At 69.3% G+C, this 12,576-nt stretch carries 14 protein-coding genes; 2 read left to right on the forward strand and 12 right to left on the reverse strand.

All coding sequences use genetic code 11. From position 1 onward, the window contains the following. Window positions 1-2: 2 nt before the first annotated feature. Window positions 3-179, forward strand: coding sequence for a hypothetical protein (locus BM345_RS30040; protein WP_175544913.1), 177 nt, complete (start codon window positions 3-5; stop codon window positions 177-179). On the opposite strand, the gene BM345_RS05400 is transcribed toward BM345_RS30040, so the two are convergent. The 12 genes from BM345_RS05400 to BM345_RS05455 all read right to left on the reverse strand — a co-directional run bounded on the left by BM345_RS05400 (window position 176) and on the right by BM345_RS05455 (window position 11,308). Then, window positions 176-1,075, reverse strand: coding sequence for a LysR family transcriptional regulator (locus tag BM345_RS05400; RefSeq protein WP_093376351.1), 900 nt, complete (start codon window positions 1,073-1,075; stop codon window positions 176-178). The genes BM345_RS30040 and BM345_RS05400 overlap by 4 nt on opposite strands. Window positions 1,076-1,165: 90 nt before the next feature. Beyond that, a complete protein-coding gene (locus BM345_RS05405; protein WP_093376353.1) occupies window positions 1,166-2,236 on the reverse strand; it encodes an NAD/NADP-dependent octopine/nopaline dehydrogenase family protein in 1,071 nt (356 codons plus the stop codon). 8 nt (window positions 2,237-2,244) lie between these two features. Continuing rightward, window positions 2,245-3,246, reverse strand: a complete 1,002-nt coding sequence (locus tag BM345_RS05410; protein ID WP_254789582.1) for a Bug family tripartite tricarboxylate transporter substrate binding protein — start codon at window positions 3,244-3,246, stop codon at window positions 2,245-2,247. A 153-nt stretch (window positions 3,247-3,399) separates the two neighbouring features. Next, entirely contained in the window at window positions 3,400-3,669 is a 270-nt protein-coding gene (locus BM345_RS05415) for a hypothetical protein (RefSeq protein WP_093376355.1), read from the reverse strand. A 34-nt stretch (window positions 3,670-3,703) separates the two neighbouring features. Beyond that, entirely contained in the window at window positions 3,704-4,246 is a 543-nt protein-coding gene (ruvC, locus tag BM345_RS05420) for a crossover junction endodeoxyribonuclease RuvC (RefSeq protein WP_093376357.1), read from the reverse strand. A 16-nt stretch (window positions 4,247-4,262) separates the two neighbouring features. Continuing rightward, window positions 4,263-5,252 carry a phosphatidate cytidylyltransferase gene (locus tag BM345_RS05425; protein WP_093376359.1) on the reverse strand — a complete coding sequence of 330 codons (990 nt, stop codon included), beginning with the start codon at window positions 5,250-5,252 and terminating at the stop codon, window positions 4,263-4,265. Between the two features lie 4 nt (window positions 5,253-5,256). Next, the gene (locus BM345_RS05430; RefSeq protein ID WP_093377275.1) at window positions 5,257-6,114 is read right to left on the reverse strand and encodes a lysophospholipid acyltransferase family protein; all 858 of its coding nucleotides are present in this window, start codon (window positions 6,112-6,114) and stop codon (window positions 5,257-5,259) included. A gap of 24 nt (window positions 6,115-6,138) precedes the next feature. Beyond that, window positions 6,139-6,888: a monofunctional biosynthetic peptidoglycan transglycosylase gene (mtgA, locus tag BM345_RS05435; RefSeq protein WP_093376361.1), complete on the reverse strand. Its 750-nt coding sequence runs from the start codon at window positions 6,886-6,888 to the stop codon at window positions 6,139-6,141. Window positions 6,889-6,891: 3 nt separating this feature from the next. Beyond that, window positions 6,892-7,728: a shikimate dehydrogenase gene (gene aroE, locus BM345_RS05440; protein WP_093376363.1), complete on the reverse strand. Its 837-nt coding sequence runs from the start codon at window positions 7,726-7,728 to the stop codon at window positions 6,892-6,894. A 27-nt stretch (window positions 7,729-7,755) separates the two neighbouring features. After that, on the reverse strand, window positions 7,756-8,631 hold the full coding sequence (locus BM345_RS05445) for an energy transducer TonB (RefSeq protein WP_093376364.1): 876 nt from the start codon (window positions 8,629-8,631) through the stop codon (window positions 7,756-7,758). Next, window positions 8,628-10,697, reverse strand: coding sequence for a ribonuclease catalytic domain-containing protein (locus tag BM345_RS05450; RefSeq protein WP_093376366.1), 2,070 nt, complete (start codon window positions 10,695-10,697; stop codon window positions 8,628-8,630). The genes BM345_RS05445 and BM345_RS05450 overlap by 4 nt, the downstream gene beginning before the upstream one ends. A 14-nt stretch (window positions 10,698-10,711) precedes the next feature. Beyond that, window positions 10,712-11,308, reverse strand: coding sequence for a YqiA/YcfP family alpha/beta fold hydrolase (locus BM345_RS05455; RefSeq protein WP_254789584.1), 597 nt, complete (start codon window positions 11,306-11,308; stop codon window positions 10,712-10,714). A gap of 61 nt (window positions 11,309-11,369) precedes the next feature. On the opposite strand from BM345_RS05455, the gene rodA reads away from it, so the two are divergent. Next, complete coding sequence (gene rodA / locus BM345_RS05460) at window positions 11,370-12,548, forward strand: rod shape-determining protein RodA (protein WP_093376368.1); 1,179 nt, start codon at window positions 11,370-11,372, stop codon at window positions 12,546-12,548. Window positions 12,549-12,576: the final 28 nt, after the last annotated feature.

The following is a 12,576-nucleotide window of genomic DNA, read 5'->3' on the forward strand; positions in this document are numbered from 1 at the left end:
GCATGCTGGTCTTCCGCTGGGCGATCCTTCTCCTGCTGCTGGTGGCGGGCGTGTCCTTCGCCTTCTATGCCGGCACCGGACAGATGAAATACCGGCGCTTCGGCTGGATCGTCCTCAAGTGGACGCTGCTGGCGGCACTGGGCTTCTTCGCCGTGCTGATCGCCGAGCGCGTGGCTTAGCCGGCCTCGGCAAAAAGCTGCGCGGACACGGACTTCAGGGTCTGGATGGTGGCCTTCATGGCCGGCGTGACGGGCCGGTTGCGCGCGGTGGCCAGCACCGTCCTCGCCTTCAGTTCTTCTCCCAGGGGGCGTTCCACGAAGGTCCCGTCCGCCAGTTCGCGATAGATCGACAGGCGCGACACGATGGCGGCCGCGCGCCGGGTGGCGATGATTTCCCGGGTCATGTCCGGATCGTCGATCTCGTAGGCCACGTTGAGGTCGACACCGTGCCTGGCTGCCCAGATGTCGATGTGGCGTCGCAAGCCCTGGCCCGGGCTGGGCAGGCGCAGCGGCACGCCTGAGAGACCCGCAGGGGCAGCGCCGACGTCCGGCAGCGCGAAGTCCGGATGCGCCACCAGCACCACCCGCGCCGTGCCCAGTTCCTCCAGCAGCAGTTGTGAGGACATGCCGATGTCGCTGAGCACGCCGATGTCGACCTGCGCGTGAAGCACCCACTCGTAGACATAGCGCGAATTGCCGCTCACCAGCCGCACGCGCACCTCGGGGTAGTCGGCGGCCATCGCGTCGAGCAGACGCAGGCCGGCGGCGCGCATGAAGGCCGGCGACAGCGCCACGTCCACCGGCCCCGCGGGCTTGCGATCCTGGGCGGCAACGTTCGCGAGGGTCTCCTGCAACTGCGCGAGCAGCGGCCGCAACTGCTCGCGCAGCCGCTCCCCCGCCAGCGTCAGGCTCACGCCGCGGCCGTGCCGGTAGAGCAGGGGCGCGCCGCAGCTTTCCTCGAGTTCCTTCACGTGCCGGCTGACCTGCGACTGGGGTACGCCGAGGATGCTTGCCGCACTCGACAGGCCGCCGGATTCGGCCACCAGCAGGAAGGTTTCAAGGATGCGGGTGTCCATCGTGCGAGTAGGGTGCGGGGCGGGCCAGCCGCCGATGCTAACGGCCCGCCCGCAGCGGCGGCCGCTTCCCGGCTGCGCGCAGCCCGAGCACTAGCGCCTGGCGTTCACCCGCATCAGCAGGCCATTGACGGTCTCGGCAGGAAGCCGAAGCGCGAAGATGAAGTGGTTGGCCGCCGCGAAGTCCTCGCCGGCGACCAGCCCGGCCATCGCGGCCGTGGCTTCGGTGGCGGGCACCGGCACCTGGGTCACGTGGCTCAGCGCCAGGGTGAAGATCAGGCCGTAGGGCACGTCCTCGGAGATGAAGCGCGTGTTCACGTCCGTCGGCCCGGGCGGGCCGCCCCGCTTGTCGTGCAGCTCGGCGGCGATGTCGGCCAGGTGCTCGGACCTCGTGTCGAAGGACTGCGCGAAATGCCGCTCGATGGTCCGCAGGCGGCGCAGGCCGAAAGCGCTCGCGACCGCGATACGCTCCGCGTCGAGCTGCTCGATGACCGCGGCCACCCGTGGCGTCATGAAGTGGTACTGCGGCCAGTTCTCGCCGCGCTCGATGCGTGTCCAGTTGAACAAGGCCAGCGGCCCGTGGGCGACCGGGTTGATGTTGGTCAGCGCCGTGGCGAGCGCGTTCTCGTCGCTGGTGAAGCCGGAGCCGAACAGCATCTCGCAGGTCTTCAGCGCCAGTGCCTGCTCGGAGCAGGGCAGGCAGGAAACGCCCAGGGTCGTGCGCCGCGTCATGATGCGCACCTGCGTGGGCCCCAGGCGGCGTGCGGTCAGCACCGTGGTGCCGAAGCTCGCGACCGAGATCGACACGCCGCGCGTCGTCGCCGCCTCGTACAGGTACAGCGCCGAGAGCGACCCCATCGAGCTCACGATCACCATCTGGCCCGTCCGCAGGTGCGGCAGCAGCGCGTCCATGGTGCCTCGGTGGCCGTTGAGGGGAATGGCGAGCAGCAGCACGTCGGCGAAGCGCGCCAGTTCGGCCACGCTGTCTGCCACCTGCAGGCGAACCGTCGACGCCAGCACGCCGGTCGAACTCAGTGCCTCGTGCCGCAGCGCATCCGCACCGCCGCCGCGTGGCGACCAGAGCATGACTTCGTGGTCGCGGTGTGCCATCCAGGCCGCGCTGGCCAGCGCGATGCCGCCAGTGCCGAGAATGCCGACTTTCATGCGTGGCCTCACTCGCCCTTGATGTTGCCGCGCTGGACCACGCGTTCCCAGCGCTTCGAGTCCTCGGCAATCAGCCGGCCGAATTCGGCACTGCCGCCGCAGGTGGACTGCGCGCCGGCAGCCTGCAGCCGCGCACGCGTCTCGGGCAGGCGGCAGATGGCGAGGACCTCCGCGCCCAGCCGCTCCAGGATCGAGGACGGAACCTTGGCAGGCGCCATCAGGCCCACCCACACCGGGACGGCGAGCCCGGACAGGCCCATGGCCTGCTGCACCGTCGGCACGCCGGGCAGGGTGGAGATGGGCGCGGCCGTGAAGGTGGCGAGCACGCGCGCCTTGCCGCCCTCGACCATGGGCTCGATCGAGGCCGCGCTGGTGACGATGGAGGCGACCTGCCCGCCCAGGAGGTCGACCGTCGCGGGTGAAGCGCCGCGGTAGGGCACGTGCGTCAGCTTCACGCCGGCCGCCTGCGCGAACAGCTCGCCGGTCAGGTGCGAGACGGTGCCGTTGCCGGTCGATGCGTAGGAGACCTGGCCCGGCTGTGCGCTCGCGGCCTTCACCAGGTCCGGCAGCGTGCGGTAGCTGCTGTCGCTGCGCACGGCCAGCACCATGGGCGTGTCGGCTACCAACGCGATCGGCGCGAAGTCCTGCTGAACCTTGTAGGGGAGCTTGGCCAGCAGCTGCGGGGCGATCGAAATGGCGCCGCCCGTTGCCAGCAGCAGCGTGCCGCCGTCCGCGGGTGCCTTGGCGACGGCGTCCGCGGCGATCACGCCGCCGGCACCGGCCTTGTTGTCCACCACGACCGGCGTGCCCAGGCGGCTTGCGAGTTGCGATGCCAGGTAGCGGCCGATGACGTCCTGCGCGCCGCCCGGCGCGAAGGGCACCACCAGCTTGATAGTCTTGGGCAGCTCCTGCGCGGCCGCGGCCGCGCCAGACATCAGGGCCGGGGCGACGAGGCCCAGGACGAGGGCGCAGCGGGCAAGTCGGCGGGGAAGGGCGGGAAAGCGATCCATGGACGGCGCGGGTTGGTTGCGGACGAACCCAGTGTTCACCGCCCCGCCATCGCGAGCTAGGCCGAAAACCGGATGACAGCTATCCACGAAAAACCCAAGCGCGATCTCGGTGGCCGGCGCGCGTCGCCCGAAGTCCTGCGCAACGCCCCTGGTTCAGCCGCGTGACAGCTGCCAGGCCGCGATGCCCGCCACGATGGCCGGCACCAGGAAGTTGGCGAAGAAGATGGGCAACTCTTCCTTCGCGCTGTAGCCCGCGTGCGCCACGCCCACCCACATGTTCACGCCAGCCATCACCAGCCAGGCCGGCAGGAAGGCCTTGGCACCCATCGCCATGCCGGCGGCGCTGGCGCCCCAGAGCCAGCCGAAGAGCACGAACACCCCGAGCAGCACCACGCCACCCACCATCACCAGAACGATGTGCATCGCTTCTACCTCCTTGATGTGCGCGAGCGCGCGCTCAGCGCGTGCGCCCCTGCCGGTATGCGGCCCCCGCGCCCTTCTTCACGGCATCGCCCAGGCGCGAAAGCGAGTGTCCGACGTGGGCATGCGTGATGGCGATGCCCAGCGCATCCGCCGCATCGGCACCCGGCAGGCCGGGCAGCTGCAGCAGGCGCTTGACCATCTCCTGCACCTGGGCCTTGGCCGCGTTGCCGTGGCCGGCCACGGCCTGCTTCATCTGCAGCGCGGTGTACTCGGCCACCTCCAGGCGGTTGGTCACCAGCGCCGTCAGGCAGGCCCCGCGGGCCTGGCCCAGCATCAGCGTCGACTGCGGGTTGACGTTGACGAAGATGATCTCGACCGCGGCCGCGTCGGGCTGGTAGCGCTGGCTGATCTCGCCGATGCCGTCGAAAAGCACCTTCAGCCGCAGCGCCAGCGGCTCGCCCACCATGTGCCTGGTGCTGATGGTCCCGCTGGCCACGTAGGCCAGTTGCTGCCCATGCGCATCCACCACGCCGAAGCCGGTGGTCTGCAGGCCGGGGTCGATGCCGAGGATGCGCATGCCGGAAGCTCTTGCCCTAGACGCCGAAGTACCAGCGCACCGAATGGAAGAAGATGGGCGCCGCGAAGCACAGCGCGTCGATGCGGTCCAGCAGGCCGTTGGCGCCGGTCACGCCCACGCCGCGCGGGCCCCAGTTGGGAATGCCGCGGTCGCGCTTGAGCGCCTTCATCACCAGGTGCCCCATGGAGCCGGCCACGCAGGCGATCAGCGCCATGGCCATCGACTGCCCGAACTTGAAGGGCGTGATGAAGGAGAACAGGCCGCCCAGCACCACCGCCGGCGCCAGGCCGATGCCCCAGCTGGCCCAGTTGAAGCTGCGGCTCACGTTGGGCGCGAAGGGCGTGCGCTCCAGGCGGCGGGCGAGCAGGTGCTGCACCAGCATGCAGGTCTGCACCACGCCCACCAGGAAGAAGACCAGGAAGGCGCTCTTGCCGCCGTAGCCCGGAAACTCCAGCAGCAGCAGCGCCGGCACGTGGCTCAGGCCGTAGACGCAGACCATGATGCCCCACTGCAGCTTGGCGTTGCGCTCCAGGAAGTGGCTGGGGTCGTCGGCCAGCGCGCTGGCCACCGGGATGGCCAGGAAAACGTAGACCGGGATGAACACGGTGAAGAGGTCGAACTTGGCCGTGGCCACCAGCCAGAACTGGATGGGCAGCACCACGAAGAAGGCCAGGATCAGGCTGCGGTGGTCGCCGCGCCGCGTCGGCGAAAGCGTGATGAACTCGCGCAGCGCGAAGAAGGACAGCATCGCGAACAGGAAAGTGGCCACCTTCTCGCCCAGCGCCCAGCCGATCCAGAACACCACCACCATGAACCAGCTGGTGCGCAGCAGGCCGCGCCAGTGGTCGAGCTCGCGCTGCCACTGCTCGTCGTGCACCGGATGGCGCTTCTCGCGCATCGAGAGCAGCAAGGTGGTGACGCTCACCAGCGTGAGCACGCCGAAGACGAAGAGAAAGAGCGCCGCGACCTGCTGGGTCGGCGTGAGCTGGCGAAGGAACTGGTTCATGCGGCTACACGTCCCGCAGGGCGATCACGGCTTCGCGGGCGCGGTCGAGGAAGGGGCGGCGCTCCTCGCCTTCCTCCACCTTGATCGGCTCGCCGAAGGTCACCGAGCACAGGATGGGCACCGGCACGACCTCGCCCTTGGGCATGACCCGCTGCACGTTGTCGATCCAGGCGGGCACCAGCACCACGTCGGGGAACATCTGGGCCAGGGTGTACAGGCCCGACTTGAACTTCTGCGGCACGCCGGTGTGGCCGCGCGTGCCTTCGGGGAAGATGATGATCGAGTCGCCGCTTTGCAGGGCTTCGATGAGGGGCTGCAGCGGCAGCAGGGCCTCGGGCGTGCCGGGCGTGAGCTGCTCCGGCGCGGGCTCGGGTTGGGGCACCGGCTCGGCGCCTGCCGCGTCCAGCGCAAGCTGCCCTTGCATCGATTCGGCGGTGTCGAACGCCGATGGCCCGGGAGAGGGTGGCGGCTCGGCCGCATCGAAGGACGGCTCCACGCGCTCCCGTGGCGCCTGCGCCTGCGGCTGCCGGGGCGGCGTCGCCGGCGGCGACGGCGGCACCAGGTCGGCCGGCAGCGGCGCGCTGCCGCCGCGCTCCACGTAGATGGCGTTGAACACCTCGGTGGTGATCCAGCGCTTGAGCGGCGAATTGGTCCAGTAGTCGCGCGCCGCGATCGGTCGGGTAATGGAGCGCAACTCTTCCGGCAACGCGGCCCAGATCATCACCAGGTCGATGTGGCTCTGGTGGTTGGCGAAGTAGATGCGTTGTTCCGCCTTGGGCGGGCAGCCCCACCATCGGGCCTGGGCGCCCGTGAGCAGCCGGACCACGGCCAGCAGCGTCCATCCGGTCAACTTGGCAAGCAGCATGGCGGCGATGATACGGGCCGCTCAGGGAAGTTCTGCTGCGGACATTCGCGCAACGATGGTGGATGTGCGGCTGGCCAGGTAGCCTGAGCCCTGCCGGTCCTCGAAGAACTTGGGGCTGGGCAGCATCACCGCCAGGCGCGCCGCCTCATAGGCCGTGAGGCGCGCGGCCGGCTTCCTGAAGTAATGCTGCGCGGCGGCCTCGGCGCCGAAGATGCCTTCGCCCCATTCGACGTTGTTGAGGTAGATCTCCAGGATGCGACGCTTGCTCAGCAACAGCTCCAGCGTGGTCGCCAGCATCAGCTCCTGGCCCTTGCGCAACAGCGTGCGCTCGCCCGAGAGGAAGAGGTTCTTCGCCAGCTGCTGCGTGATGGTGGAGCCGCCGCGCAGCTTGGGCGGGCGCACCGTCTTGCCGCTGCGCGCGGCCTGCGCGGCGCGGCGCGCGGCGATCTCCTCGGCGCGTTCGTTGCGTTTGCGTGCGGCCTCGATGGCATCCCACTCCACGCCGTTGTGGTGGATGAATTCACCGTCCTCGCTGGCGATCACCGCGCGCTTGAGGTTGTCGGAGATCTGCGAGTAGGGCACCCAGCGGTGCGACCACTCCTTGTTGCCGTTGGCGCGGCCCCGGCTGGCGATCTGCCAGGCCTCGGAGCGCTGGAAGGCGGTGGACTGCGGATCGACCACTGCCATGGCGGCGATGCGCACGATGAAGAAAAGCTGCAGGGCCAGCCCCGCGAGCAGCAGGCACGCCACCAGTCGAAGAAGGGCGCGCATCGCTCAGCCGAGGATGGCGCGCAACTCGGCCAGCACCTGGGCCGAGGGCGGTCGCACGCCGCGCCAGATATGGAAGGCCTCGGCCGCCTGCTCCACCAGCATGCCCAGGCCGTCGCGCGGCGTGGCGCCGTGCTGACGCGCCCATGCGAGGAAACCCGCCGCGGCGGGGCCATACATCATGTCCACCGCCAGGGCGCCTGGCTTGAGCACGCTGGCCGCCACCGGCACCTCGGCACCGGCCAGGCTGGAGGCGCTGGCGTTGACCACCACATCGAAGCTGCCCGTCACCTCCTTCAGTGACCGGGCCTCGACGTCTGCGTGATGCGGCAATGCCACCGCCGCGTGCCGCTGCACCAGCGTGATGGCCTTGGCCAGCGTCCGGTTGGCCACCACCACGCGGTGCGCGCCGGATTCCAGCAGCGGTCCCAGCACGCCGGCCGAGGCGCCGCCGGCGCCGATCAGCAGCACCTCGGCGCCTTCCAGCGAGACGCCGGCGTTGCGCGTGATGTCGTTGACCAGGCCCACGCCGTCGGTGTTGTCGCCGTGGATGCCGTCTTCACGAAAGCTCAGGCAGTTGACGGCCTGCGCCAGCTTGGCCCGTTCGCTGAGGTGGTCGGCCGCCTCGGCCGCGTCGAACTTGAAGGGCACGGTGATGTTGCAGCCGCGCGCGGTGCCCGAAGGCTCGGCGCGGAAAGCGGCCAGGCCCTGGGCGAACTCGCCCAGCGGGACCAGGCGCCGGCCGTAGTCCAGCTGCTGGTCGCACAGTTCGGCAAAGCGGGCGTGGATCCAGGGCGAGCGGCTGTGCTCGACCGGGTTGCCCATCACGCAATAGAGGTCCATGGCCTCTGCTCCCTCGATGTTGGTGCGCTATCTGGCGGCGGCTGCCGCCGCGCCGGTGGACACCTGGGTCTCCAGCGTCTCGTCGCGCGTGAACTTGAAGCGCGAGGGCAGCACGATCTGGTCGGTCTGGCGGCGCATGGCGTCGGAGAACTTGCCGAAGTTGCCGATGCTCCGCACGATGGCCTGGGCGCGCCGGTCCAGCAACTGGTTGCCCGAACTTTCCACCACCTCGGTGCCCAGCACGCTGCCGTCGAAGTTCACCGTGACCAGCATGGTGAGCTCGCCATAGAGCTTCTTGCCGGCGGCGGTGGGGAAGTTCTCGGTGCCGCGCGCCTCGATGCGGCGGCGCAGCGCATCGACGTAGACCGCGTAGGCGGCCTCGCGGGTGGCGGGGCTCACGTAGCGCTTGCGGGGGCGCGCGTTTTCCTCGTTCACGCGGCGTTCGATCTCGGCCAGCAGGTCCACCAGCTGCTTGCGCTTTTCTTCCTGCGCGGGGTTGTCGTTGGGCGCGCCGGCGTTGCGCGGGTCGGGCAAGGGCATGGTCGCCAGCTGCTGCCGGACCTGTGCCAGCAGCAGCATCTGCTGGGCCTGCAAGGCCTCGATCTGGCGCTGCGCGTCGTCCAGCGAGTCGCCCACGGCCGTGAAGGCCGATGGCGGCAGCGGGCTGGTGGCGCGGCCCTTGTCCAGGTCGCCGCCGCCGGCCAGCGAGGTCTGGGCGATGGCGCGCGCCTTGTCGGGCTTCTCGTTGGTCTTGGCATTGACCAGGATGACTTCCAGTGCGTTGTCCTCGAACACCCGGTTGAAGGCTTGCGGATCGACGAATCGAACCGCGAGCAGGGCGGCGTGCGCCAGCACCGAGACGGCGAGGGCGATTTGCAGGGTGTTGAGGTCGCGCAGGTTCATGCGGTAGCCGTGGGGGCAGGGGTGTTGGGTTCGGCGCCCTCGGCATCGTCGAGGTCGACCGCGATGGCGAGCGGCCCGGCGACTTCCTCGTCCTCGCCGCCTTCATCTTCCGGGGCTGCTTCGCCAGGCACGTCGAGGCGCTCGATCACGCTGCCATGCACGTCCAGCGAGATCTCGTCGATGTCGGTGAGGCGCGCGCGCACCCGGGCACCGCGTGGCAGCCCTTGCGTGCCGGTGAGGCCGAAGACCAGCGGCAGGTTGTCGGCGCGGGCCAGGGCGCCGTTGGGCATGTCCTTGATGAGCGTGGCCTCGACCTCGCTGATGCCTTCCTGCTCCAGGTACTTGAGCGTCCAGAAGCGCTCCATGGCGCCCTGGTAGCCGTTGTAGGTGCTGTAGGCAGCATCGAAGCCCGAGAGGATGGAGAACAGGTCGGCGTCCTTGGGCTTGAAGGGCGCGGCCAGCGCGGCGGTCTTGCCGTGCCGGGCCGCGGCGATGATCTGCCACTGGTTGACCAGGTCGGTGTAGCGGCGCAGCGGCGAGGTGCTCCAGGCGTAGCTCTTCACACCCAGGCCCGCGTGCGGCAGCGACCGGGTGCCCATGCGCACCTTCACGCCCGGCGCCAGGCTGGCCTGGCTGCGGTAGAGCGCGGGCACGCCCAGCTCGCCCAGCCAGCCGCCCCAGCTGCTGTTGGCCAGGATCATGGCCTCGGCCACGATCAGGTCCAGCGGCGCGCCGCGCGAGCGCGTGCCGATCTGCACCTGTTCATTGCCCTGGGGCTCGCCTTCGTTGCCGACCAGGCGGAAGGTGTAGTCGGGCCGGTTGAAGCTCTCAGGCTTGCCGCGCGCCACTTCGCGCTGCGCCTTCAGGTGCCTGGCAATGCGGAAGAGAAAGGACAGCGGCTCGCGCAGGCCGGCCGCCGGTTGCGGCACGTCGCCCACGGGCACGGCGGGGTCTTCCAGCCAGGCCTGGGTGATGAAGGCGTCGAGCTTGTCGTGGCGCAGGTTGGCGGTGATCGGCACGCGCTCCAGCCGCGTTTCGGTGCCCTGCAGCTCGAGCGTGGCCTCGTCGAAGCGCGCATAGAGCGACACGGCCGGGCAGTCGCGGCCTTCTTCCAGCGTGTAGGCGGCCACCACCTCGTCGGGCAGCATGGTGATCTTGTGGCCCGGCATGTAGACGGTGGACATGCGCGCACGCGCCACCTGGTCGATGGCGCCGCCGGGCGCCAGCGCCAGGCCCGGGGCGGCAATGTGCACGCCCACCGTGACCATGCCGGTGCCCAGGCCCTGCACCGACAGGGCATCGTCGATCTCGGTGGTGTGCGAGTCGTCGATGGAGAAGGCCTGCACCGCCGCCAGCGGCAGCTCGTCCTCGATGGCCGGCGCCGAGAGCGCCGGAAAGGCCGTGCCCTTGGGGAAGTTCTCGAAGAGGAAGCGCTTCCAGTGGAACTGGTAGGGCGAGTCGATGGCGCCGGCCGATTCCAGCAGCGCCAGCGGCGCCTTCTGCGTGGCGCGCGAAGCCTCGACCACGGCCTTGTATTCGGGTGCGTTCTTGTCGGGCTTGAAAAGGATCTTGTAGAGCTGCTCGCGCACCGGCGCCGGGCAGGTACCCGCCGCCAGCTCGCCGGCCCATTCGGCGATCTGCGCCTGGACCTGCTTCTTCTTCTCGATGCCCGCCAGGGCCTGCTGCACGATCTCGGCCGGCGCCTTCTTGAAGCGGCCCTTGCCGGCGCGGCGGAAATAGTGGGGCGCGTCGAACAGGCCCAGCAGCGCCGCGGCCTGCTGTACCAGCGTGGGCTGAGTACTGAAGTAGTCAGAGGCTAGGTCGGCAAAGCCGAACTCGCCCTCGGGCGCGAATTCCCAGGCCAGGTCCAGGTCCATGCCGGCGGCCATCTCGCGGGCCTCGGCCAGCAGTTGCGCGGGGGTGGGCTTGTCGAAGCGCAGCACGATGTTGGCCGCCTTCACCTTGACACGCTTGCCGGTGTCCAGCTCCACCTGCGCCGAGGCTTCCGCCTCCGACAGCACGCGGCCGCCCAGGTATTTCCCGGCTTCTTCAAACAATACGAACATCCGGCGATTGTCCCTCAGGCGAGCTGCAGGAAATCCAGGACGTCGCGCAGATGCGCCACTTCGAAATCCGACAGCGCATGGTCGCCGCCTTCGAGCAGCTTGATGCGGCTTGCGGGGTAGCGGGCGACCATTTCGGTCCACTTCAGCACCTCGTCGCCCTTGGCGATGACCGCGAAGCAGCGTTCCGGGCGGGGCAGGGCGCCCATTTCCAGAGCGCGCAGCTCGTCGATGTACTCTGCCTTGAAATAGAAGTGCTCTTCAGGCGCGTGCCACTGGGTCTGGTCTCCGATGTACCTGGCCAGGTCGCGGGCCGGGTCCACCGCCGGATTCAGCAGCACCGCGCGGCAGCCGGTCGCGGCGGCGACATGCGTCGCGTAGAAGCCGCCCAGCGAGGAGCCCACCACCGCCATCGCCTCGCGCGGCCAGTCCCGGACGCCCTCCATGACCATCTCCATGGCCTCCCGCGGCGAGGGCGGCAATTGCGGCGCCCACCAGTGCACGGCCGGGTGTTCGGCGGCCACCTGGCGGGCCATGATCCGGGCCTTGGCCGAAAGGGGCGAGGAGCGGAAGCCGTGCAGGTAGAGAAGGTGGGTGGCGGGTGGGGTCGGCATGGCGGCCATGCTATCCGTACGCCGCCCTGCGGCATGCGGCTGCTGGGATAATCGCGCACCCATGTCCGCCGTCTTCAACAAGCCCTCTCTCGCGCGTCGTGTCGCGCCCGTTTTCCAGGGCTATGACGGCTTCCTGGCCTTTGCCGTGTTCCTGCTGGCCTGCGCCGGCATGGTCACCATGTATTCGTCCGGGTACGACCACGGCTCCCGCTTCGTGGACCATGGCCGCAACATGATCCTGGCCGGCTTCATCATGTTCGTGGTGGCGCAGGTACCCCCCCAGCGGCTGATGAGCTTTGCGGTCCCGCTCTACACCCTGGGCGTGGCCCTGCTCATCGCGGTCGCCATGTTCGGCCTGGTGAAGAAGGGGGCCAAGCGCTGGCTCTACGTGGGCGTGGTCATCCAGCCCAGCGAGATCCTGAAGATCGCCATGCCGCTGATGCTGGCCTGGTGGTTCCAGCGCCGCGAGGGGCAGCTGCGCGCGCTCGACTTCGTCATGGCCACGGTGCTGCTGGCGGTGCCGGTGGGCCTGATCATGAAGCAGCCCGACCTGGGCACCTCGCTGCTGGTGCTGGCGGCGGGGCTGTCGGTGATCTTCTTCGCCGGCCTGTCGTGGAAGCTGATCATTCCGCCAGTGATCATCGGGGTGGTGGCGGTGGTGCTGATCGTCAGCTTCGAGCCCACCTTGTGCGCCGACGGCTTCGACTGGCGGGTGCTGCACGACTACCAGAAGCAGCGCGTGTGCACGCTGCTCGACCCCACCAAGGACCCGCTGGGCAAGGGCTTCCACATCATCCAGGGGATGATCGCCATCGGCTCGGGCGGCATCGGCGGCAAGGGCTTCATGCAGGGCACGCAGACGCACCTGGAGTTCATTCCCGAGCGAACCACCGACTTCATCTTCGCCGCCTACTCCGAAGAGTTCGGCCTGGCCGGCAACCTGTTCCTGATCTGCGCCTTCCTGTTCCTGATCGGCCGCGGCCTGATCATCGCCATCGACGCGCCCACCCTGTTCTCGCGCCTCATGGCCGGGGCGGTGACCATGATCTTCTTCACCTATGCCTTCGTGAACATGGGCATGGTCAGCGGCATCCTGCCCGTGGTGGGCGTGCCGCTGCCCTTCATCAGCTACGGCGGCACGGCCATGGTCACGCTGGGGTTGGGGCTGGGCATCCTGATGTCGATCTCGCGGGCCAAGAAGCTCGCCGCCAAGAGCACGGACCGGCTCGAGATCGGCTAGCCGGGGCGGCGCCGGGAACGCCTTTACG

The sequence above is a fragment of the Variovorax sp. OV329 genome (genome assembly GCF_900114785.1).
GTDB lineage: Bacteria > Pseudomonadota > Gammaproteobacteria > Burkholderiales > Burkholderiaceae_C > Variovorax.